Consider the following 22,717-nt stretch of genomic DNA (forward strand, 5'->3'; position numbering starts at 1 on the left):
CCTCCTTACTTTGTATATTTCCTGAATGCAGTAACTAATGCCTGCTGCGGGATGTCTTCGTCGATCATATCGGGTATCATTGCAGGTGTGAGGTGGTTGTTGCCCTGCTGACGTATTGCTGCAAGACGTACAGCCTCAACTACCTTTGCAGGCTCAACATTTCTCGGACATCTCTCTACACATGCAAAGCATGTAAGGCACTTATAAAGTGAAGCGGAATTCATCAGCTTTTCTATATCGCCTTTCTCGACCATGTATACAAACTGGTGAGGATGATATTCCATCTCGTCATAAGAAGGACATGTGCCCGAGCACTTTCCGCATCTCATGCACTTAAGCACGTTTACACCGCTGGCACGGAGAATCTGTTCTTTTAAATTCTTATCCATTGTTATCCTCCTTTAAGCCAAGCGCCTCGGCAAGAAGTTCGGTGAAATAGTAAACGGGAAGATCAGAGCCTGAATTCTTTTTAAGATTGTACAGGCAAAGAGGACAGGCGGTTATTATCATATCTGCACCCTGGTCCTTTGCTGAATCCATAACAGCTCCGCTGCGCTTTGCAGCCTGTGCTTTGTCCTCCATCGTGATATATCCGCCGCAGCATTCGTTCCTCTGTGCGTATATAACAGGAGTTCCTCCGATAGCCTTGATGAAATCCTCCATGATAGTCGGATTCTCCGGATCGTCCATTGCAAGCGCCTTGCTGGGACGGAGAAGAAGGCATCCGTAATAAGCTGCGATCTTCTTGCCCTTAAAGGGATTTGTCACCTTTGAAGCAAGGTTATCGAATCCGATCACATCCCTTAACATCTCCAGGTAGTGATAAACCTTTGTCTCACCGTTATACGGTTCAGCGAGCTTGAGGTAGTTGTTTACCTTGGATGCCATTTCCTCATCACGGGAAATATCATAGTTTGTCTGCTTGATCACATTATGACAGGCGGAACAGACTGTGATGAGCGGTCTGTCAAGCTCCTTCGCAGCGTTGAGCGTTCTTACTGCCGAAAGCTTGGTCGCTATCTCGTCCTTTGCAGTAGTATAAGCTCCGCCGCAGCACTGCCAGTCGGAGGGTTCTTCAAGAGCTATCCCGAGAGCCTCGGCAGAGGACCTTGCATAAGTATCAAGGTCCTTAGCTTTAGTTCTCAGCGTACAGCCCGGATAGTAAGTGAAAGTTTCCATAAGTACGCTTCCTTTCGTTGTATCTTAAACCATTTCCTCGGGGTGGAAAACCTCGTCGAATTTCTCTTCCGTAAGGAATCCGAGCTCTGTGCATGCTTCTTTCAGAGACTTGTTTTCCTTGAAAGCCTTCTTAGCTGTCTTGGCTGCATTCTCGTATCCGATGTATGGATTAAGTGCAGTTACCAGCATAAGTGAGTTGTAGAGATTGTGGTGCATTTTTTCCTTATTTGCTTTTATTCCGACAGCACAGTTCTTATTGAACGAAGTTATCGACTCTGCAAGGAGTCTTGCAGACTGGAGGAAATTGTATGCACAAACAGGCATGAACACGTTAAGCTCGAAGTTGCCCTGTGAAGCAGCCATTCCGACTGCGACATCGTTGCCCATTACCTGTACAGCCACCATAGTTACCTGTTCGCACTGTGTGGGGTTGACCTTGCCGGGCATTATCGATGAGCCGGGTTCGTTCTCGGGAATGAATATCTCTCCGAGTCCGTCTCTCGGACCTGATGCCAGCCAGCGGACATCGTTGGCTATCTTCATCATGTCTGCTGCAAGAGCTTTAAGTGCGCCGTGAGCAAATACTATCTCGTCCTTTGATGTGAGAGAGTGGAACTTGTTAGGAGAGGTTATGAATTTCTTTCCTGTAAGTTCGCTTATAGCTTCTGCCGCACTTTCTGCGAATCCGCTCGGAGCGTTGAGTCCTGTGCCGACTGCTGTTCCGCCCAGTGCGAGTTCCTTAAGTTCTTCGCAGGCTGTGAGTATCATCTTTCTGTCCTTCTCCAGAGAAGCTCTCCAACCGCTTATCTCCTGTGAGAACTTGATGGGAGTAGCATCCTGAAGATGTGTTCTTCCGCTCTTGACGATACCCTCGTTTTCTTCTTCAAGTCTGATAAATGTGCTTATCAGAGTGTCAACGGCAGGTATGACCTTGTCTTCAAGGGCAACAACAGCTGCAATATGCATAGCTGTCGGGAAGGTGTCATTTGACGACTGGCTCATGTTGATGTCATCGTTAGGGTGAAGGAGCTTTTCTCCTGCTATCTCATTTCCCCTGTTGGCAATAACTTCATTGGCGTTCATATTGGACTGCGTACCGCTGCCCGTCTGCCATACTACAAGAGGGAAATGGTCGTTGAGACTTCCGCTTATGACTTCGTCGCATGCCTGAGATATAGCAGCAAGCTTCTGCTCTGTCATTCTCTCCGGCTTAAGCTTATTATTCGCGATAGCAGCAGCCTTCTTCAGTATGCCGAAAGCATGTGTGATCTCTCTCGGCATTGTCTCGATACCGACTCCGATAAGGAAATTCTCATGGCTGCGCTCGGTCTGAGCTGCCCAGTATTTGTCGGCAGGAACTTTAACCTCGCCCATCGAGTCGTGTTCTATGCGGTAATCCATTCTGATCTCCCCCTGTAAAGTCTGTCACAGAGGACGTAAGGTCCTCTGTGAAACAATTTATAATCGTACAATATAAGTATATCAGCAAATTGAGATAATTTCAAATGCTCTTTAAGAATAAAGTTATTCTTGTATTGATATAATATTAACAATGTTTGTGGCACTAAGGCCATTTTTTCCTTCGGTATATATTTATTGTTATAATTCAGAAAGTATAATATATCACATATATTTTTTGAGAATCATCAATATATAATTGTATAAGTTGATAGCCGAAGCCTTCAGCAGTATCAGGAAAGGCGCAATAATAGACTGAATCTACCGAATTGACTGTTAGTCACAACTAAAAGAAATAATTGGAATTATCTTCCTGCAAGCTTTCAAAAAAACGCATTTTGATTTATACACATGTAATTTAAGTTATATCTGCATATCCAAAATAATATGCAGTTCAAAAAGATTGATAAAAAAATCACACACATTTTTCCTGTAAAGCGGTCAGGTTACTGACCGCTGTGCAGTTTATTATTTTACTTTTTATCCAGAGAATTAATGCAATAGGATAATGTCGTAAGGCTGTCACCAAGATGAACGTTTTCAACTATTACATCTTTATAAGCCATTTTCAGGTCGTAGTGTGTGAAATTCCAGAACGCCTTTATTCCGTAGCTGATGAGTATTTCCGCTTCCGTAACAGCAGCATCCTTCGGTATACAAAGAATTGCAGCCTCCGGTGATCTCTCCTTGCAGAAATCCTCAAGCTCCTCGATATCCGTGACCTTGAGTTCTCCTATCTCCTTACCGACAAGGCTCTTATTGGCATCAAATATGCCGATAAGCTCAAAACCGCGGTTCTTGAAATCAAGATGTGCTGCGATCGCACTGCCGAGGTTTCCTGCGCCGAGAAGTATCATAGGCTTAAGTGAATCAAGTCCGAGTATCTTTCCTATCTCAGTCCTGAGTTCGCTCACATTGTATCCGTAGCCCTGCTGTCCGAACTCGCCGAAACAGTTGAAATCCTGACGGATCTGAGATGCGGTAAGTCCCATTTTCTCTGCAAGTTCCCTTGAAGAAATGCGGATGTAGTCATTATTTTCAAGTTCGCCAAGAAATCTGTAGTATCTCGGAAGACGTCTTATCACTGAATTAGATATTGCGTTTTTTGACATTTTTAGCGCCTCTCAATCTTATCATGATGTATTACATCATTTTATCGAGTCTCACCTTTATCTCGTCAAGGAATGTCTTAGAGTCGACTTTCTTCTTGTTATCAAGCTTTGAAATAAGATAGAGGTCGCCTGTCATTACTCCGTCCTCAATTGTCTGTATTGTAGCCTTTTCAAGCTTATCTGCAAATTCGCAGAGCTCAGGAGTTCCGTCAAGCTCTCCCCTCTTTCTGAGAGCGCCGCTCCATGCAAATATTGTTGCAACAGAGTTTGTGGAAGTCTCTTCGCCCTTAAGATACTTGTAGTAGTGACGCTGTACTGTACCGTGTGCTGCTTCATACTCGTAAATTCCGTCAGGAGAAACAAGTACCGAAGTCATCATAGCAAGGCTGCCGTATGCTGTAGATACCATGTCGGACATAACATCGCCGTCATAGTTCTTGCAAGCCCAGATATAACCGCCGTTTGAACGGATAACTCTTGCAACTGCATCATCGATGAGAGTATAGAAGTACTCGATGCCTGCTGCCTCGTACTTTTCCTTGTACTCGTTATCGTAGATCTCCTGGAAGATGTCCTTGAATCTGTGGTCATACTTCTTTGAGATAGTATCCTTTGATGCGAACCATACGTCCTGCTTAAGGTCGAGTCCGTAGTTAAGACACGCTCTTGCAAAACCTGCGATAGATTCGTCAAGGTTATGAAGTCCCTGGATTATACCGTCACACTTTGTGAAATCATGGATGAGTTCACGAGTTTCATTGCCGTTCTTGTCTGTTACAACAAGTTCAGCCTTGCAGCCCTTCTCAACGCGCATCTCTGTGTTCTTATATACATCGCCGTAAGCGTGACGAGCGATAGTTATGGGCTTTGTCCATGTAGGGATATATGGCTCTATTCCCTTTACAATGATAGGTGTACGGAATACTGTACCGTCAAGTGCAGCACGGATAGTTCCGTTTGGCGACTTCCACATCTGAGTAAGATTATACTCAGGCATTCTTGCAGCGTTAGGAGTGATAGTTGCGCACTTTACTGCAACGCCGTACTTCTTTGTTGCTTCGGCTGAATCGATAGTTACCTGATCCTTGGTCTCCTCACGGTGTTTGAGTCCGAGGTCGTAATACTCGGTATTCAGCTCTACATATGGTTCAAGAAGAGTTTCTTTTATCCATGCCCAGAGTATTCTGGTCATCTCGTCGCCGTCCATTTCGACCAGCGGAGTTTTCATAGTTATTTTAGCCATTGGTTCAGACCTCCTGAATAAAATTTTTCCCGAACGGGTGCTATGTCATAAAATAGATCGCAAGAATAACGATGGCAGCTGCAACGAGAGAGATCGTTTGCAGCAGCTTCGTATCAACGTTCTTTATCAGCTTTGGCAGCAGCCAGTTCATAAACAGATACACCGCCAAGCCAAGCGCTGATATTGCATAATCCTTTGCTGTCCAGCTGTGACGCCGCAGCAATGCATAGTTCATTAAATCAAGCATTTTTTATGTATGGTGGAGAAGCATAAGAAATGCAACAGCTAACGCAGCGAACAGAAGTATAACAATTATATCCGCTGCTTTCAGGAATCCCTTCCAGACTCCGTTTCTGATATGTCTGTAGGTATTTATCCCGAGAAGTGCAAGTATAAGTACTATAAAGAATACTATGAGTTCAGCTGCACCTTCTGCCGCATTCAATATGTTCACTCTCCGATCACTTCATTGATTCTCTTGTATAGTCAAGGAGTCCGCCTGCAAGCATGATATCCTTTGTACGTCCTGAAAGCTCGCAGAGTACGGGGATCTCAGCGCCGTTTGTCTTGTTGACTACAGTAAGCTCCGACTTTCCTTCTGCAACTGCCTTTCTGACGTCGGCAAGCACAAGCTCGTCACCCTGTGCTATCTTGTCATAGTCAGCCTCGTTCACGAATGTGAGAGGAAGGATTCCTGCATTGATTAAGTTAGCTCTGTGGATACGTGCAAATGACTTCACAAGAACTGCCTTTACGCCAAGGTAAAGAGGTGCAAGTGCTGCATGTTCACGGGATGAACCCTGTCCGTAGTTTGAACCGCCTACGATTATGCTCTTGCCAAGTGACTTTGCTCTCTCAGGGAAGCTCTCGTCACAGACAGCAAAGCAGTGCTGTGAGATCTTCGGGATATTTGAACGGAGAGGAAGTATCTTAGCTCCCGCAGGCATAATGTGGTCTGTTGTTATATTGTCGCCAACCTTGAGAGATACAGGTGCATCTATAGTTTCAAGGAGCGGAGATGTTTCCGGATAAGGCTTGATGTTTGGTCCGCGGAGGATCTCTACGCTGTCCATTTCCTCAGCAGGTGCAGGAGGTACTATCATGTTATCATTGATTGTGAATTCCTCAGGAAGCTTGAATTCAGGCATATCACCGAGATCTCTCGGATCTGTAAGGTAGCCTGTAAGTGCTGATGCAGCTGCCATTTCAGGAGATACAAGGTAGATCTGTCCGTCCTTTGTTCCAGAACGTCCCTCAAAGTTACGGTTGAATGTACGGAGTGAGATTCCCTTTGAGTTAGGCGACTGTCCCATACCGATACATGGACCGCATGCACTCTCGAGGATTCTTGCACCTGCGTCGATAAGTATAGCAAGTGCGCCGTTCTCAGCCATCATGTTGAGAACCTGCTTTGAACCGGGTGCGATAGCGAGTGAAACATCGGGATGAACTGTCTTGCCCTTGAGGATATGTGCTACCTTGAGCATATCAAGGAGAGATGAATTCGTGCATGAACCGATACAAACCTGATCTATCTTAAGCTTGCCTATCTCTTCAACGCTCTTTACGTTGTCAGGAGAGTGAGGACATGCAGCAAGAGGTACAAGTGTGCTGAGGTCAATATTCAGTTCCTCATCGTACTCTGCATCAGGATCAGCTGCAAGAGGAGTCCATACCTCTTCACGCTTCTGTGCCTTAAGGAACTGCTTTGTTACTTCGTCTGAAGGGAATATGGATGTAGTTGCACCAAGTTCTGCTCCCATGTTTGTGATAGTAGCTCTCTCAGGTACAGAAAGAGTCTTTACGCCTTCGCCGCAGTACTCTATTACCTTGCCAACGCCGCCCTTGACTGACATTCTTCTCAGAACTTCAAGGATAACGTCCTTTGCAGCTACCCACGGACGAAGCTTGCCTGTGAGGTTTACCTTTACGACCTTAGGGCATGTTATGTAGTATGCGCCGCCGCCCATAGCAACAGCAACATCAAGTCCGCCTGCGCCGATAGCGATCATACCGATACCGCCGCCTGTAGGTGTATGACTGTCAGAACCGATAAGGGTCTTACCGGGGATACCAAAACGCTCAAGATGTACCTGATGGCAGATACCGTTGCCCGGACGTGAGAAGTATATACCGTGCTTCTTTGCTACGCTGCCTATGAAGCGGTGATCGTCGGCATTCTCGAAGCCGCTCTGAAGAGTGTTGTGGTCTATATAAGCTACCGAACGCTCTGTCTTTACACGAGGTACACCTATAGCCTCGAATTCGAGGTAAGCCATTGTACCTGTAGCGTCCTGTGTGAGAGTCTGATCGATACGGATGCCGATCTCCTGACCCTTGACATACTCGCCGTCAACGAGATGTGCCTTGAGTATTTTTTCAGTAAGTGTTAAACCCAATGAAATCAGTCCTTTCAATACATATATATTTTATTTTACTACATAAAAGTATGTTTGTCAAGATTTAAACAAAGTAAATCCAAAATTAAATACTTCATAGATGTTAGTATATACAAAGCCTATATTGACTAAGTTGTATACTTATGATATAATTAATTTACATTTTTATTTAAGGAGGTTTATAATGAACAAGAAAATATTTATACAGGCATTTACAAAATTTATCTTCGGTTTTCTTATCATCGCTCTGCTTTTGTTTATTCCCGCAGGTGGTCTGGATTACCGTAACGGATGGCTCTTTATATTCCTTCTGTTTCTGCCTATGCTTATCGTCGGTATCATAATGATGTTCAAACAGCCCGAGCTCCTGAAAAAGCGTCTTAATGCAAAAGAAAACGAAACCGAGCAGAAGTCCGTTATAGCGCTGAGCGGCATAATGTTCACAGCTGCATTTGTTGCAGCAGGTCTGAATCACCGCTTTCAATGGCTTATCCTGCCTGATGCTGTTTTTTATATCTCCGCAGCAGTGTTCATCCTCGGCTATCTTATGTATGCGGAAGTTCTCCGTGAAAACGTTTATCTTTCAAGAACTGTTGAGGTTCAGGAAGAACAGACTGTTATAGACTCGGGGTTATACGGGATAGTCCGTCATCCTATGTACTGTTCAACACTGATCCTGTTTTTGTCAATGGGACTTGTACTCGGCTCGGTGTTTTCGTTTATAATACTTCTGTCCTATATCCCTATCATTGCAAAGCGTATTAAAAACGAAGAAGAGGTTCTGTCCCACGGACTAAAAGGCTATGATGAATATAAAAAGAAGGTCAGATACAAAGTTATACCGTTTATATGGTAAAAAAACGCAGCAAAATGCCCGAAGGAAATATCCTTCGGGCTTATCTTTTATATATCGTTTCTGATTATATCGTCGAGAGTCTCTCTCTTTACTGCAACGCGTGAAGCTCCGTCCTTTACGAAAACTACAGCAGGCTTCTGGAGTCTGTTGTAATTCGACGACATAGAGTAGTTATAAGCGCCTGTAGCAAGTACCGCTATTATATCGCCGCTTTCAGCATGCTGAAGGGGCATATTCTCGCCGATAAGGTCTCCGCTTTCACAGCACTTTCCTGCGATAGTAACCTTCTCACTGCGTTCCTCGTTCGCCTTATTAGCAACGAGTGCAGAATACTCGGATCCATAGAGTATATATCTCGGATTATCAGGCATACCGCCGTCAACAGATACATATGTGCGGATATTCGGTATCTCCTTGCGGGCACCAACTGTGTAAAGTGTTATACCTGCCGGAGCTGCAATAGAACGTCCGGGTTCGATGTAGATGAAAGGCTGTGCAATGCCAAGTCTCTCGCACTCCCCTGCAACTACCTTCGATACGCGCTCCATATACGTCTCGAATGGTGAAGGATCGTCGCTGTCAAGGTACTTGATGCCGAATCCGCCGCCGAGGTTGAGTCCCTTGATCTCATAATCAAGCTTGTTCTTTATCTCGGAAATAAAGCCGATCATAACTCTTGCAGCTTCCTCGAAAGGTGCGATGTCAAATATCTGTGAACCGATATGGCAGTGGATACCTGTAAGCTCTACATTGCTGCATGCTACAGCCTGCTTTACAGCTTCAAAAGCCTCTCCTGTTTCAAGTGCGAATCCAAACTTGCTGTCTATCTGTCCCGTCTTTACGAAATCATGTGTATGAGCATCTATACCGGGCTTTATCCTGAACATTATAGAAGGCTTCTTTCCAAGCTCGGCAGCTATCTTTTCAAGACGCTCCAGCTCGCTTATATTGTCAACTATAATGTGTCCGACGCCGACTTCTACTGCGTAGCGAAGCTCCTCATCTGTCTTGTTATTACCGTGGAAGCCTATCTTCTTAACGTCAAAACCTGCCTTTACTGCTGTATAGAGTTCACCGATAGATACAGCATCGAGACCTGCCCCCTCGCTGTTTATGATGCGGCACATCTCCATGCATGAGAACGCCTTGCTTGCATAGTGAACCTCACCGCGTCCGCCGTAGTACTTCTCCATGCTGTCCATAAAACGGCGTACAGCCTTTCTGACCATATTCTCGTCCATTACGTATAACGGGGTTCCGTACTCTGCTGCAAGTTCAGTTGTATCTGCGCCGCCAAAGGTGAAATGTCCCTCAGCAGTAACGCCCATATTCTCGTATAACATTATTTACACATCCTCACTTATCGTATTTGTATCATCTTCTTCATCAAAAGCTATGTCTTCAACTATTTGTCTCAGTTCTTCCACGCCCTCGTATGTCTGGGATGAGAACGGTACAACATGCATCTCATCAAAGTATGGTATCTCTTCAGAGAAAGCTTCCATTCTCTTTATGCGCTCGTTCTTTTTCAGCTTGTCGGCTTTGGTGAGAACGAGTACAAAGGGCATTTCAGCGTCGATAAGGTAATTTATCATGTGGATATCGTCCTTTGTAGGTGCATGGCGCATATCCACCAGCATGAACACAAGACGTATATCTCTTTCGGAATTGAGGTAGCCCTCTATAAGACCTGCCCATCGCTCCTTCTCGGACTTAGCAACCTTTGCATATCCGTAACCGGGAAGGTCCACGAAATATATATGCTCAAGTCCGTAGAAGTTGATAGTTGCCGTCTTTCCGGGAACGGAGCTGACTCTCGCAAGGTTCTTCCTGTTAAAAAGTTTATTTATAAGCGTGGATTTTCCCACATTCGAGTGTCCCGCAAAGGCTATCTCTATCCTGTCCTGCGGCGGGATCTGTGAGAACTTGCCGTAGGATGCGATGTATTCCGCTTTATTGTAATTCAGTTTCACCTGCCGCACTTCCTTCCGTATTTATTTTATCAGTGCCGTATCGAGTACAGTGCTGAGATCCTCAGCATATACGAACTCTATGGCATCCTTTACTACATCGTCCACTTCTTCAAGGTCCGGCTTATTAGCGAAAGGGATTATGACAGTCTTTATCTCAGACTTATATGCAGCCATTGTTTTTTCCCTGAGTCCGCCTATTGCAAGTACCTTGCCGTGAAGTGTTATCTCACCTGTCATTGCTATGTCAGCTCTTACCGCCTTGCCTGAAAGTGCAGAAACAAGAGCTGTTGTCATGGTAACGCCTGCTGAAGGACCGTCCTTCGGTACAGCGCCCTCTGGTGCGTGTATGTGGATATCCTTTTCCTTGTGGAAATTAGGATCAATGCCGTACTTATCCGCAACGCTTCTTACATAGCTTACCGCTATCTTAGCGCTTTCCTTCATGACATCGCCCAGTGAACCGGTGACCTCTATCTTGCCGCTTCCGTCAAGTACCATTACCTCAATCGGCATCAGTACACCGCCTACGGAAGTCCAAGCAAGTCCGTTGACTACGCCAACCTGATCCTGCTTAGATGAAAGATCAGGCGAATATTTCTCAACACCGAGATATGTATGAACGTCCTTTTCCTTGATAGTCACGCGCTTTGCCTCACCTGAAGCTATCTTCTTTGCTGTCTTTCGGCAGAGTGAAGCTATATAGCGTTCAAGAGTTCTTACACCGGCTTCCTTTGTGTAAAGCTGTATGATCTTGTGTATAGCCTTGTCATCTATCTTGAGCTGTGAAGCCTTCAGTCCGTGTTCCTTGAGCTGCTTGGGAATAAGATGCTCCTTTGCAATATGGAACTTCTCCTCTGCTGTATAGCTCGGAAGCTCGATGACTTCCATACGGTCCAGAAGCGGTCCCGGGATAGCTGAAACGTCATTTGCGGTTGTTATGAAAACTGCCTTGCTGAGGTCGAACGGGATCTCGATAAAGTGATCACGGAAAGCATTGTTCTGCTCACTATCAAGAACTTCCAGCATCGCCGATGAAGGATCGCCCTTTATATCACTGCAAAGCTTGTCTATCTCGTCAAAAAGGATCAGCGGATTTGCTGAGCCTGCCTGCTGGAGTGCTGTAATAACGCGTCCAGGCATTGCTCCTACGTATGTCTTTCTGTGGCCTCTGATATCAGCCTCATCACGAACACCGCCAAGAGAAACTCTTGCGTACTTTCTACCCATCGCCTTTGCGATAGACTTCGCAATAGATGTCTTACCTATACCGGGAGGGCCCGCGAGACAGATTATCTGTCCCTTTATCTCGGGATTCAGCATATGTACTGCAAGGAATTCGAGTATGCGTTCCTTGACCTTTTTTAGTCCGTAGTGATCCTTGTTCAGTATGTTCTCAGCCTTCTCTATGGACATTTTCGCCTTGGTGTACTTGCCCCACGGAAGGTCAAGAACTGTGTCAAGGTAATTCTTAATAACAAAGGCTTCCTGTGATGAAGGCGGGAGCTTTGTAAGCTTATCGGCTTCCTTAAGAAGCTTATCCTGACTCTTGTCATCAAGCTTAAGCGCCATTATATCACTGATGTAATTGAAAGCCTCGTCACCTTCGTCCTCGCCAAGCTGTTCCTGTATAACTCTCAGCTGTTCACGGAGGTAATACTCTTTCTGTCCCTTGTCGATGCTGTTCTTTGTCTGCTCGTTGATGAGGTTTTCAAGTCCCAGTATCTCTACCTCTGATGTAAGGCATGCAAAAAGAACCGAAAGCTTATTTATTATATTGGATTCTTCAAGAAGTGTCTGCTTATCCCTGTAATTCAGGTTGCAGTTGAATGTTACTGCCTCGAAAAGCTTTATGGGATCATCCTGCGTCATTACAGATACAAGAAGCTCCTTCGGCATTCTCGGGAAGTATGAGGAATATCTCTCAAAAACGTCCTTGACCGAACGCATGAGTGCTTCCGCTTCTACCATGTCGTATTTTGCCCTTGAATAAGTTGGGGTGCGCTTTACCTCTGCCCTGAGTGCATCTCCGTCATCGATAAGTCTGACAAGATTTGCTTTGTATACACCCTCTACAAGGACCTTCATAATATTATCAGGAAGCTTAAGCACCTGTTTTATCTCTGCAACTACACCGACCTTGTACAGATCTGATGCCTTCGGAGTGTCAACATACGTCTCGTGCTGTGTAACGAGAAAAAGCTTTCCGTCATTTTTAAGAGCCTTCTCTATGGAAGCAACAGATTTATCCCTTGCTACATCAAAATGCATGACCATTTTCGGAAAGGCAACAAGTCCTCTCATGGCAACAGCATACATTACGTTTCCCGATTCCGTACTCTTATCACTTTTTATTGTCTGTTCCATAGTTTTCACCACATTTCTTTTTTCTCTTTATCTCTTTGATCTGATCCATTATTCTTCTCAATAATTTAGATAATACTTATTATACTATAAATCCGTACTAATTGCAAGTGAAAATTCTGTGAGCATTTTCATTATGTAATATTCCATAAAAATTAATTGACACATACTAAATAATATGATATAATAAATGCTGAGCAAATACTGAGCATTCATTATATTTGTTTTATGCAATCATAAGGAGAACGTATGCTAACATATAACGACGCTGAAAAAATACTCGCTGAATACGGTCAGGAACATATCCTGAAACACTTCGGCGAACTGACAGAAACCGAACAGAGATCTCTTCTGGATCAGATCGAAAATATAGATTTTTCTCTCCTCGATAATCTCGATAAGGAAAAGAACTCAAACCTCAAAAGAGGCGTTTTCAAGCCTCTCGACGCTGTTACGACCGAAGATATAGCTTCCAATCGTGAAGATTATTTGAAAGTTGGTCTTGATGCCATTAAAAACGGTAAAACTGCCGCTGTCCTCCTTGCAGGCGGTCAGGGTACTCGTCTCGGGTTCGATAAACCCAAGGGCATGTTCAACGTAGGTGTGGACAGGGAACTTTATATCTTTGAATGTCTTATCAATAACCTTAAAAAAGTTACTGACATGGCTGGGACTATGGTCCCGCTGTATATAATGACAAGTGAGATAAACAACCGTGATACCGTTGATTTCCTCGAAGAGCATGACTACTTCGGATACGATAAGGAGTTCGTACGCTTCTTCATACAGGATATGGCTCCTGCTGTTGACTTCAACGGCAAGATCTATATGGAGAGCAAATCTAAGATATGCTCATCTCCGAACGGCAACGGCGGCTGGTTCTCCTCACTGGTTAGAGCGGGACTCCTTGACGAAATAAAGGAAAAAGGCGTAGAGTGGATAAACGTTTTTGCTGTGGACAACGTTCTACAGCAGATAGCCGATCCTATGTTCATAGGTGCAGTCATAAGGTCGGGATGTGAGTCCGGCGGCAAGGTCGTAAGCAAAGCTGCTCCTGAGGAAAAAGTAGGTGTACTTTGTCTTGAAGATGACAAGCCTTCTATCGTTGAGTACTACGAAATGACTCCGGATATGATCAATCTCAGAAAAGAGAACGGTCAGCTTGCCTATAAGTACGGCGTTATACTCAATTACCTTTTCAGCGTTGAAAAGCTCATGAACATCTACGGAAATGACCTACCCGTTCATATCGTTGAAAAGAAGATACCTCATATGGACGAAAACGGCAGATTCGTAACTCCCGAAAAGCCTAACGGTCACAAGTTTGAAACACTCGTTCTCGACATGGTACATCAACACGATTCATGTCTTCCGTATGAAGTGGTAAGAAACAAGGAGTTCGCTCCCATAAAAAATGCCAAGGGCGTTGATTCGGTTGAATCCGCCCGTGAACTTCTCAAAGAAAACGGCATTGAATTATGATCACTAAAGACACTTTCTTCCTACAGAGAGTGTCTTTCCTATGTCAATTATTTTTTACGGTGGTTGATTTATGAAAAAACTTCTCAGATTCCTGACAAACTATAAAAAGGAACTGGTTTTCGGTCCCTTTTTCAAGCTCCTCGAAGCAATATTTGAACTGATAGTACCTGTTGTTATGGCTAAAATAATCGACAATGGCATCGCCAATAATGACAGCGGTTATATCTTCCGCATGAGCGGTCTCATCGTTCTTCTCGGTGTTTTCGGGCTCGGATTCGCTCTTACCTGTCAATACCTTGCGGCAAGATGTGCCTACGGATTCGGTACGGAACTCCGTGAGGCGCTGTACAAGCACATTAATACACTGTCCTTCAGCGGTATCGACAAGATAGGTACTTCCTCCATTGTTAACCGTCTTACCAACGATACAAATACCGTTCAGAACGGCGTTAATATGTTCATCCGCCTTGCTGTGAGAGCGCCTTTCCTTATCATTGGTGCGGCGGTAATGGCTGTATCCATAGATGTGAAGCTTTCGATGATATTCTTTGTTGCCGCTCCACTCATTTCAGCGGTGATATTCTTCATAATGCGTAAAACCGTTCCCATGTACAAGACCAATCAGCAGAAGCTCGACCACGCTGCTATGCTTACTTCGGAAAACCTCGAAGGTGCAAGGGTTATCCGTGCTTTTTCACGCCAACAGGAGGAAATAGATGAATTCAACTCCGCTGTGGACGAAATAGAAAAATGCTCCATTGCTGTAGGTAAGATATCCGCAATACTCAATCCCGTCTCATTCATGATAATGAACCTCGGAATCGTTGCTATACTCTGGTTCGGCGGAAAACGTATCAATATCGGCGATCTTACTCAGGGCGAACTTACCGCATTCACAAACTACATGACTCAGATACTCCTTGCTCTCATCGTATTCGCAAACCTGATAATCATATTCACTAAAGCTTTTGCATCAGCTAACCGCATTTCAGAGGTATTCGATATCCCGTCCGAGGAAAAAGGTTCACTCGTTCCCGACAGTTCTTCTGAAAGAATGATAGAGTTCCGCGGTGTACGCTTTGCCTACGACAACTCAGGCGACGATGCCCTTCATAACATATCATTCTCTATAGGACGAGGAGAGATGCTCGGAATCATCGGCGGAACAGGAAGCGGTAAATCTACGATCGCTTCCCTTATCCCCTGCTTTTACCGTGCCACAGAAGGCTGTGTACTTGTCGGCGGTCAGGACGTCAATGACTGCGATCCCGAAAAGTTAAGGCAGAAGATCGGCTATGTCCCGCAGAAGGCTGTACTGTTTTCTGGTACTGTACGTGATAATATGAAGTGGCGGAATCAGGATGCTTCTGATGAAGAAATAATTAATGCGCTGAAAACTGCTCAGGCATGGGAATTCGTTGAAAAAATGCCTAACGGACTTGATTCCGTTATCTCTCAGGGAGGTAAAAACCTCTCAGGCGGTCAGAAACAGCGTATCTCCATTGCAAGGGCGCTCGTCGGAGATCCCGATATCGTGATACTTGATGACTCCACAAGCGCTCTCGACTACTCAACCGATCTCGCTCTCAGAAAAGCGCTGAAAACCGACCTTCCTGATACCACCGTCGTTATGATATCACAGCGTACAACTTCTCTTAAGGACGCCGAGCTGATAGTCGTTGTTGATGACGGAAAAGCCGTCGGTACAGGAACTCATTCCGAACTTATCGATTCCTGTGAGGTATACAGGGAGATATACAAGTCCCAGATGAATGAAAAGGAGGAATCAGCATCATGATAAGTACACTGAAACGCGTTTTCTCCTATGCACGTCCCTATATCCTCTACTTCGTTCTGACTATTGTTTTCGCCGCCGCAGGCATTTCACTCTCACTTGCTGTGCCGATATTCATCGGTCAGGCTGTTGATCAGTGTGTCGGCAAGGATAATGTGGACTTCGATAAACTTCTCACCATCGTGATAAAGCTTGCATGTACAGTTATAGCAAGCGGTATTTTCCAGTGGATAATGATTTTCTCCACAAATAAGCTCGCTTTCGGTACAGTCCGTGACCTCAGAGCAGATGTATTCGCAAAACTCGAAAGAGTTCCGCTTAAATACATCGACGGTCACACAAAGGGTGAGCTTTCAAGCAGAGTCATCAACGACGTGGAAATAATCTCGGACGGTCTTTTGCAGGGATTCGCTCAGTTTTTCAGCGGTATAATGACTATAATCGGCACTCTTATCTTCATGATGACCATTAATGTCAAGATTGCTGTTGTGGTAGTACTGCTTACGCCTCTCTCTTTCATTGCAGCTTCAAAAATAACTCAGGCTTCACACGATTCATACGTCAAGCAGTCCAAACTGCGAGGCGATATGGTTGGACTTGCAGAAGAAATGGCAGGAAACCAGAAGATCGTCAAGGCTTTCGTTTACGGTGAACAGGCTGAAAAGAGGTTCGCTGAAATAAACAACAAATACAAGGATATCGGTATAAAGGCTACTTTCTTCAGTTCAATGACCAATCCCACAACACGTTTTGTAAACGGTATCATTTATGCCGCCGCAGGACTTCTCGGAGCTCTCGGCGCTATTGGTTACTCGTCTTTTATAGGTGCGATGTCAGTTGGTAAGCTTTCGAGCTTCCTTGCCTACTCCAATCAGTACACAAAACCCTTCAACGAGATATCGGGAGTCTTTGCGGAGCTTCAGAATGCAGTTGCTTCTGCTCAGCGTATTTTCGACCTTCTGGACGAAAAAGAAGTTCCCGACGATTCCGATAAGGAACAGCTTTCAGACCGCTCAGGTCAGATAAATTTCGATAATGTTTGCTTCTCGTACGTTCCCGAAGTGAAACTGATACAGGATTTCAGTCTCAGCGTAAAACCCGGACAGCGTATCGCTATCGTAGGTCCTACGGGATGCGGTAAATCAACTATTATCAACCTGCTGCTGAGGTTCTATGACATAAACAGCGGAAGCATCAGCATCGGCGGAAGGAATTACACCGAATTCACACGCAACAGCCTCAGAAGCTGTTTCGGTATGGTATTGCAGGAAACGTGGGTATTCACAGGTACTGTAGCAGAAAATATCGCCTACGGTATGCCTGATGCCTCACTTGAAAGCATTATTGCAGCAGCAAAAGCTGTACATGCTCACGGCTTTATAAAGCGTCTTCCAAAGGGTTATGATACGATCATTTCCGAGGACTGCGGACTTTCACAAGGTCAGAAACAGCTCATTTGTATCGCAAGGATAATGCTTATGGATCCGCCTATGCTCATCCTCGACGAAGCTACAAGCTCCATTGACCTGCGAACAGAGCATCGTATACAGCGAGCGTTCAACAAGCTCATGGAAGGCAAAACAAGCTTCATTATCGCTCACAGACTCTCAACTATCAAAAATTCGGATGTCATACTCGTTATGAAAAACGGCAACATCATCGAACAGGGAAGCCACTCCGAACTGATGGCTCAGAACGGCTTCTACGCAGAACTGTATAACAGTCAGTTCGCTTCTTGAACAGAAAAAGTCCGCAAGAGAATTGCTCCTGCGGACTTATTTTTTATACTGTAAATTATTCCTCTGTCTCTGTAACTGTTATACCGAGTACATCCAGGTTTTCCTTGTCAACTACAGAAGGACACTCGCTCATGAGCTCGCTTGCATTCTGTATCTTCGGGAAGGCTGTTACATCACGGAGACTGTCGCTCTTGCACATTATCATTGCAAGACGATCAATACCGATACCCATGCCGCCGTGAGGTGGTGCGCCGTAGCGGTAAGCATCAACTAAGAATCCGAATTTAGCTTCAATTTCTTCGTCTGTCATGCCGAGCGCTTCAAACATTCTCTGCTGTAACTCGTAATCAGTGATACGCATAGAACCGCTTGAAAGCTCAGTGCCGTTAAGTACAAGATCCCATGCCTTTGCACGTACATTTGCAGGATCTGTGTCGAGGTATTCAAGACACTCCTCCATAGGCATTGTGAATGGGTGGTGTGCTGCTACCCATGTATTGTTCTCGTCATCATACTCAAAGAACGGCATTTCTGTGATCCAAAGGAAGTTGTACTTGTCCTCAGGGATAACATCGAGCTTCTTACCGCAGATAAGACGGATAGCTCCGAGAGTTGAAAGAACTGTCTTTGTCTTGTCAGCGCAGATAAGTACGAGGTCACCCTCATGAGCATCAACTGCTGCACATATCTTTTCAAGGTCTCCTTCACCAAGGAACTTCTTGAATGAGCAGTTTGGCTCATCTGCCCAGCGAATGTAAGCCAGTCCCTTTGCACCGATACCCTTTGCGTGATCAACAAGCTTGTCGATCTCCTTACGTGTGTAAGTTGCGGCACCGTTCTTTACGTTTATAGCACGTACACTTCCGCCTTCTTCGATCGCATTTTTGAATACAACAAAATCGATATCCTTTACGGTTTCGGTAATATCCTGTATCTCAAAGCCGAAACGTGTATCAGGCTTGTCCGAACCATAACGGTTCATAGCATCGGCAAAAGTGAGACGCGGAAGCGGTGTAGGTACATCTACGTTGATAACTTCCTTGAATACTCTCTGGATGAATCCCTCAACGCACTCCTGGATATCCTCTGCATCAACAAAGGACATTTCAAGGTCTATCTGAGTGAACTCAGGCTGACGGTCTGCACGGAGATCCTCGTCACGGAAGCATCTTGCAAGCTGGATATAGCGGTCAAAGCCCGATACCATAAGGAGCTGCTTGTAGATCTGCGGTGACTGTGGAAGTGCGTAGAACTTACCCTTGTGTATTCTTGAAGGGATGAGGTAGTCCCTTGCTCCCTCCGGAGTGGACTTCATCATCATAGGTGTTTCTATCTCGATAAAGCCGTTCTCGTAGAAATACTCACGTGTAACCCTTGCAATATCGTGACGCATGATTATGTTCTGCTGAAGTGGTGCTCTTCTAAGGTCGAGATAGCGGTACTTCAGTCTTAATTCCTCGTTTACGTTCGATTCGCTGACGATCTCGAAAGGTGGAGTCTGAGCCTTTGAGAGTATCCTCAGTTCAGTTACGAATATCTCAACGTGACCTGTCTTGAGCTTGTCATTCTTGCTTTCACGCTCCTGTACCATGCCCTTTGCCATGAGTACATACTCACTCTTGCAGGTAGATGCTTTTTCAAATACAGCAGGATCAGACTTATCGCTGAATGTAAGCTGAACAACTCCTGTTCTGTCGCGGAGAACTATAAAGATAACTCCGCCCTTGTCTCTTATTCTGTCAACGAAGCCGCCGACTACGACCTCCTGACCTTCCTGAGTTACCTCTCCGCAGTAATGCGTTCTTTTGAGTCCGTTCATACTTTCTGCCATTTTCAGTTTTCCTCCCCGTTGAAATTGAATAGAAGTCCGCCGTTTTCGTCCTCTTCTATCATATCCATCATTTTATTCATATAGTTATCCTCAAAGCAAAGGACGAATTTATCGTTAAGAGGAACTTCCTTCTCCTCGCCCGATTCCATATCCTTAAGCTTTGCCTTGCCTTCTTCAAGCTCGTTGTCGCCGAGAACTACAGTATAAACCGCATCCTTCTTGTTTGCGTACTTCATCTGAGCCTTGAGTCCGCGTCCCATAAGGTCATACTCTGCACAGTAGCCGAATTCGCGGAGCTGCTTTGAAAGTTCCATAGCTTTTTCAAGTGCTGCATCACCCATTGTTGCGAAATAAAGGTCGCATTTCTTCGGTGAAATGAAATCGCAGTTCTGCTTATCCATTACGAGAAGAAGTCTTTCAAGTCCCATACCGAAGCCGAGTGCGGGAACATGCTGACCGCCGAGCTGTTCTATAAGTCCATCATAGCGTCCGCCTCCGCAGACTGTACCCTGAGCACCTATCTCGGTAGTAACGAATTCAAATACTGTCTTTGTGTAGTAATCGAGTCCTCTTACTATCTTAGGATCAACTTCATACTCTATTCCGAGCTTGGTAAGATACTTTTTGACGCTTTCAAAGTGGCTGCTGCACTCTTCACAAAGGTAGTCGATAATGAGTGGAGCATCTTTTCCTATTTCCTTGCATATAGGACTCTTGCAGTCCAGAAGTCTCATTGGGTTCTTTTCGAGTCTTTCCTTGCATGTATCGCAAAGCTCGTCCTCACGGGCTGAAAAATAGCTTCTGAGCGCCTCATGGTACTTAGCACGGCATTCAGGACATCCTATCGAATTGATAAGTAGCTTGATGTTCTTTATCTCAAGACGGTCCAGTATAGTCTTTGCAAGTGAGATGACCTCTGCGTCTGCCGCAGGTGCAGCACTTCCTGCCATTTCAACTCCGAACTGGTGGAATTCGCGGAGTCTTCCTGCCTGAGGTCTCTCGTGGCGGAAGCATGAAGTGATGTAGTATATACGCTGTGGCAGCGCTTCGTTAAGGAGTCCGTTCTGAAGCATCGAACGGATCGCACCTGCTGTACCCTCAGGACGAAGAGTGAACTTCGTTTCCTTTGCCATAACGGTATACATTTCCTTCTGAACTACATCGGTAGTTTCGCCTACGGAACGCAGGAAAAGGTCGGTATTCTCAAAAGTAGGGGTACGCATCTCGCCGAAGCCGAAGCTTTCTGCTGTCTCACGGGTGATCTTCTCGATCGTGTGCCACTTGTGAGCGTCCTTCGGGAGCATATCCTCTGTACCGTTCGGGCGTTTGATATTAATAGCCATATTATTCAGCCTTTCCGTTTATTCATTGTTTACATGAAAATTGTCCCTGAAAAGGGACAATTTAACTTTATCTTACTGATATTATCAGGTCAGATGCTTGGATTTCCCACTTCTCTCCAGTCGAGGTCTCCTCTTTCAAGAGCAAGGATGAGAGCCTCGGCAGTTGCGATATTCGTTGCAACAGGTACATTATGTACATCGCAGAGTCTGAGAAGGTTCATATCGTTAACATCGGTAGTCTTCGGATTGATAGGATCCCTGAAAAACAGGAGTATATCGACCTCGTTGCATGCTAACAGCGCAAGTATCTGCTCAGCACCGCCTCGTCCGCTGAGATAGCGTCTTATCGGAAGTCCTGTGGCCTCACTGACCTGCTTTCCTGTTGTATTTGTTGCCATCAAAGTATGCTTGGACAGGATACCGCAGTATGCACTGCAGAACTGCACCATAAGTTCTTTCTTGGCATCATGTGCCATAATAGCGATCTTCATTTATATCTGTCCTTTCTCCGACATAGTCGATATAGTATTATGAAGTCTTTACCGTAAGAGGAACGAATTCACCGCCGAGACGCTTGGATATAGCATCGAACGCCTTAAGAGCAGATGAATCGGTAGGGATAGGTGTTCCCTTTCCGGTAGCAATTGTCATTTTGAAGTCATCAGGTATAACGCCGATAAGCTGAACGCCTACCTTGTCTATGATCTCATCGAGGTTAGCGATAAGAGCTTCACCGATGAACTTTTTGCTTATTTTATTTATAATGAGACGCTGACTCTTATTTCCTCTGTTGTAGAACTCGTCCGACATGAGGCTTGCATCTCTGATGCAGACAGGATCGGGAGTTGAAACAACGAGAATAAGGTTAGCCTGCTCAACTATATCGAATACGTGTGAGTTGATACCTGCGCCTGTATCGATAATGATGTACTCGAAATACTTCTTTACCGAACGGCAGATCTCAACGATCTGTTCTGCCGATACACTTGTAAGAGTTTTCGGAGCGCAGAGAATATTAAGGTTGGATGCCATCGGGACCTGTGCAACAGCCTTTAAAACGTCCTGACGGCCGTTGAGTACATCGCCGAGGTCGTATTTAATGGAATCCTCAACGCCGAACATGATATCGAGACATCTGAGTCCGAAGTCGAGCTCAATGAGCAGAGTGCGATGTCCCTGTTTAGCAAGAGTGTAGCCGAGTCCTGCACAGACAGTTGATTTTCCTGTGCCGCCTTTTCCTGAAGTTACCGCAATAATTTTAGACATATGCATTCCTTTCCGAAATCCGCTTGCTAACGCGGGCTTCATCCTGTAACTCAATAATAATCCTAATGTACATTATATCACAAGTGTCTTATTTTGTCAAAGAAGTTTTTGCTTCAAATTAGAAAATTGTGCAATTAACCTTTTTCAACGGTTCAACATTGTGCAACATTGCCAAAGGTTTATTTAAGACTTTCAACTATCTTCTGAACTGTCTTCTCAATATCGCAGCCATTTTCGTCGATAATTATGTCAGCATACTTTTCGTAAAGCGGAGCACGTTCTTTATACAGATCGGATAATCGCTGTCCTTCACGTATAACCACTCCCCTGTTCTTTATGTTTCCGAGCCTGTAGCGGAGCTTTCTGTAATCAAGTTTCAGGTACACTACAGTGGCTATCTCCGAAAGATGTTCCATAGCTTCTTTCCCGTAGACAACGCTTCCGCCTGTTGCTATTACCGATCTGTAGGCTTCAAGCCGGCTGTTCACACGGTTTTCAACTTCGATAAATCCGTCCACGCCCTTTTCTGCGATTATATCCTTAAGGAGCTTCTTTTCCGTCTCCTGTATCACAAGGTCACTGTCCACAAAACTGTATCCCAGTATTTTGGCAAGTATTACTCCTACTGTACTTTTTCCGACTCCGGGCATACCGATAAGTACGATATTATTCTTCAACCT

The 22,717-nt window shown here is 45.0% G+C and carries 19 protein-coding genes; 4 read left to right on the forward strand and 15 right to left on the reverse strand.

Annotated elements, in window-relative coordinates:
* Nucleotides 1-5 precede the first annotated feature (5 nt).
* The 7 genes from BT127_RS03260 to BT127_RS03290 form a co-directional block, all read right to left on the reverse strand.
* Nucleotides 6-389: a 4Fe-4S dicluster domain-containing protein gene (locus BT127_RS03260; protein WP_075423604.1), complete on the reverse strand. Its 384-nt coding sequence runs from the start codon at nucleotides 387-389 to the stop codon at nucleotides 6-8.
* A complete protein-coding gene (locus tag BT127_RS03265) occupies nucleotides 382-1,179 on the reverse strand; it encodes a CoB--CoM heterodisulfide reductase iron-sulfur subunit B family protein (RefSeq protein WP_075423605.1) in 798 nt (265 codons plus the stop codon). The genes BT127_RS03260 and BT127_RS03265 overlap by 8 nt, the downstream gene beginning before the upstream one ends.
* A gap of 24 nt (nucleotides 1,180-1,203) precedes the next feature.
* Nucleotides 1,204-2,580: a class II fumarate hydratase gene (gene fumC, locus BT127_RS03270; protein ID WP_075423606.1), complete on the reverse strand. Its 1,377-nt coding sequence runs from the start codon at nucleotides 2,578-2,580 to the stop codon at nucleotides 1,204-1,206.
* A 530-nt stretch (nucleotides 2,581-3,110) separates the two neighbouring features.
* Nucleotides 3,111-3,749, reverse strand: a complete 639-nt coding sequence (locus BT127_RS03275) for a redox-sensing transcriptional repressor Rex (RefSeq protein ID WP_075423607.1) — start codon at nucleotides 3,747-3,749, stop codon at nucleotides 3,111-3,113.
* Nucleotides 3,750-3,780: 31 nt separating this feature from the next.
* Nucleotides 3,781-4,992 carry an NADP-dependent isocitrate dehydrogenase gene (locus tag BT127_RS03280; protein WP_075423608.1) on the reverse strand — a complete coding sequence of 404 codons (1,212 nt, stop codon included), beginning with the start codon at nucleotides 4,990-4,992 and terminating at the stop codon, nucleotides 3,781-3,783.
* 250 nt (nucleotides 4,993-5,242) lie between these two features.
* On the reverse strand, nucleotides 5,243-5,437 hold the full coding sequence (locus BT127_RS03285) for a hypothetical protein (RefSeq protein WP_075423609.1): 195 nt from the start codon (nucleotides 5,435-5,437) through the stop codon (nucleotides 5,243-5,245).
* Between the two features lie 16 nt (nucleotides 5,438-5,453).
* Nucleotides 5,454-7,391, reverse strand: coding sequence for an aconitate hydratase (locus tag BT127_RS03290; protein WP_075423610.1), 1,938 nt, complete (start codon nucleotides 7,389-7,391; stop codon nucleotides 5,454-5,456).
* Nucleotides 7,392-7,575: 184 nt separating this feature from the next.
* Here BT127_RS03290 and BT127_RS03295 point away from each other — a divergent pair, with 184 nt between their 5' ends.
* Nucleotides 7,576-8,247, forward strand: a complete 672-nt coding sequence (locus BT127_RS03295; protein ID WP_075423611.1) for a methyltransferase family protein — start codon at nucleotides 7,576-7,578, stop codon at nucleotides 8,245-8,247.
* 47 nt (nucleotides 8,248-8,294) lie between these two features.
* Here BT127_RS03295 and lysA read toward each other — a convergent pair whose 3' ends face one another.
* From lysA to lon, 3 genes are read right to left on the reverse strand one after another with little or no spacing between them, the layout of a single operon-like run.
* Nucleotides 8,295-9,590, reverse strand: coding sequence for a diaminopimelate decarboxylase (lysA, locus tag BT127_RS03300; RefSeq protein ID WP_139275385.1), 1,296 nt, complete (start codon nucleotides 9,588-9,590; stop codon nucleotides 8,295-8,297).
* Nucleotides 9,591-9,593: 3 nt separating this feature from the next.
* On the reverse strand, nucleotides 9,594-10,214 hold the full coding sequence (gene yihA, locus BT127_RS03305) for a ribosome biogenesis GTP-binding protein YihA/YsxC (RefSeq protein WP_075423804.1): 621 nt from the start codon (nucleotides 10,212-10,214) through the stop codon (nucleotides 9,594-9,596).
* A 27-nt stretch (nucleotides 10,215-10,241) separates the two neighbouring features.
* Complete coding sequence (gene lon / locus BT127_RS03310) at nucleotides 10,242-12,584, reverse strand: endopeptidase La (RefSeq protein ID WP_075423613.1); 2,343 nt, start codon at nucleotides 12,582-12,584, stop codon at nucleotides 10,242-10,244.
* A 246-nt stretch (nucleotides 12,585-12,830) separates the two neighbouring features.
* Here lon and BT127_RS03315 point away from each other — a divergent pair, with 246 nt between their 5' ends.
* From BT127_RS03315 to BT127_RS03325, 3 genes are all read left to right on the forward strand, one after another.
* Nucleotides 12,831-14,063 (forward strand): UTP--glucose-1-phosphate uridylyltransferase, encoded by a 1,233-nt coding sequence (locus tag BT127_RS03315; protein WP_075423614.1) that lies wholly within the window; start codon nucleotides 12,831-12,833, stop codon nucleotides 14,061-14,063.
* 70 nt (nucleotides 14,064-14,133) lie between these two features.
* Complete coding sequence (locus BT127_RS03320) at nucleotides 14,134-15,861, forward strand: ABC transporter ATP-binding protein (RefSeq protein ID WP_075423615.1); 1,728 nt, start codon at nucleotides 14,134-14,136, stop codon at nucleotides 15,859-15,861.
* Nucleotides 15,858-17,597, forward strand: a complete 1,740-nt coding sequence (locus BT127_RS03325) for an ABC transporter ATP-binding protein (protein WP_075423616.1) — start codon at nucleotides 15,858-15,860, stop codon at nucleotides 17,595-17,597. The genes BT127_RS03320 and BT127_RS03325 overlap by 4 nt, the downstream gene beginning before the upstream one ends.
* Before the next feature lie 55 nt (nucleotides 17,598-17,652).
* Here BT127_RS03325 and aspS read toward each other — a convergent pair whose 3' ends face one another.
* From aspS to BT127_RS03350, 5 genes are all read right to left on the reverse strand, one after another.
* Entirely contained in the window at nucleotides 17,653-19,428 is a 1,776-nt protein-coding gene (aspS, locus tag BT127_RS03330) for an aspartate--tRNA ligase (protein WP_075423617.1), read from the reverse strand.
* 2 nt (nucleotides 19,429-19,430) lie between these two features.
* Entirely contained in the window at nucleotides 19,431-20,771 is a 1,341-nt protein-coding gene (gene hisS, locus BT127_RS03335; protein ID WP_075423618.1) for a histidine--tRNA ligase, read from the reverse strand.
* Nucleotides 20,772-20,860: 89 nt separating this feature from the next.
* Entirely contained in the window at nucleotides 20,861-21,262 is a 402-nt protein-coding gene (locus BT127_RS03340; protein ID WP_075423619.1) for a methylglyoxal synthase, read from the reverse strand.
* A 37-nt stretch (nucleotides 21,263-21,299) separates the two neighbouring features.
* The gene (locus BT127_RS03345; RefSeq protein ID WP_075423620.1) at nucleotides 21,300-22,037 is read right to left on the reverse strand and encodes a nucleotide-binding protein; all 738 of its coding nucleotides are present in this window, start codon (nucleotides 22,035-22,037) and stop codon (nucleotides 21,300-21,302) included.
* Between the two features lie 179 nt (nucleotides 22,038-22,216).
* Nucleotides 22,217-22,714, reverse strand: a complete 498-nt coding sequence (locus tag BT127_RS03350; RefSeq protein WP_350339273.1) for a shikimate kinase — start codon at nucleotides 22,712-22,714, stop codon at nucleotides 22,217-22,219.
* Nucleotides 22,715-22,717: the final 3 nt, after the last annotated feature.

It is taken from the genome of Ruminococcus sp. XPD3002 (assembly GCA_900119535.1).
In the GTDB taxonomy this organism is placed as follows: domain Bacteria; phylum Bacillota; class Clostridia; order Oscillospirales; family Ruminococcaceae; genus Ruminococcus; species Ruminococcus flavefaciens_H.

Coding starts and splice junctions, on each gene's coding strand:
- BT127_RS03325 (WP_075423616.1), top strand. CDS start 15,858: ATGATAAGTACACTGAAACGCGTTTTCTCCTATGCACGTCCCTATATC.
- aspS (WP_075423617.1), bottom strand. CDS start 19,428: ATGGCAGAAAGTATGAACGGACTCAAAAGAACGCATTACTGCGGAGAG.
- fumC (WP_075423606.1), bottom strand. CDS start 2,580: ATGGATTACCGCATAGAACACGACTCGATGGGCGAGGTTAAAGTTCCT.
- hisS (WP_075423618.1), bottom strand. CDS start 20,771: ATGGCTATTAATATCAAACGCCCGAACGGTACAGAGGATATGCTCCCG.
- BT127_RS03295 (WP_075423611.1), top strand. CDS start 7,576: ATGAACAAGAAAATATTTATACAGGCATTTACAAAATTTATCTTCGGT.
- BT127_RS03265 (WP_075423605.1), bottom strand. CDS start 1,179: ATGGAAACTTTCACTTACTATCCGGGCTGTACGCTGAGAACTAAAGCT.
- BT127_RS03340 (WP_075423619.1), bottom strand. CDS start 21,262: ATGAAGATCGCTATTATGGCACATGATGCCAAGAAAGAACTTATGGTG.
- BT127_RS03280 (WP_075423608.1), bottom strand. CDS start 4,992: ATGGCTAAAATAACTATGAAAACTCCGCTGGTCGAAATGGACGGCGAC.
- lysA (WP_139275385.1), bottom strand. CDS start 9,590: ATGTTATACGAGAATATGGGCGTTACTGCTGAGGGACATTTCACCTTT.
- BT127_RS03315 (WP_075423614.1), top strand. CDS start 12,831: ATGCTAACATATAACGACGCTGAAAAAATACTCGCTGAATACGGTCAG.
- BT127_RS03260 (WP_075423604.1), bottom strand. CDS start 389: ATGGATAAGAATTTAAAAGAACAGATTCTCCGTGCCAGCGGTGTAAAC.
- BT127_RS03275 (WP_075423607.1), bottom strand. CDS start 3,749: ATGTCAAAAAACGCAATATCTAATTCAGTGATAAGACGTCTTCCGAGA.
- BT127_RS03345 (WP_075423620.1), bottom strand. CDS start 22,037: ATGTCTAAAATTATTGCGGTAACTTCAGGAAAAGGCGGCACAGGAAAA.
- BT127_RS03320 (WP_075423615.1), top strand. CDS start 14,134: ATGAAAAAACTTCTCAGATTCCTGACAAACTATAAAAAGGAACTGGTT.
- lon (WP_075423613.1), bottom strand. CDS start 12,584: ATGGAACAGACAATAAAAAGTGATAAGAGTACGGAATCGGGAAACGTA.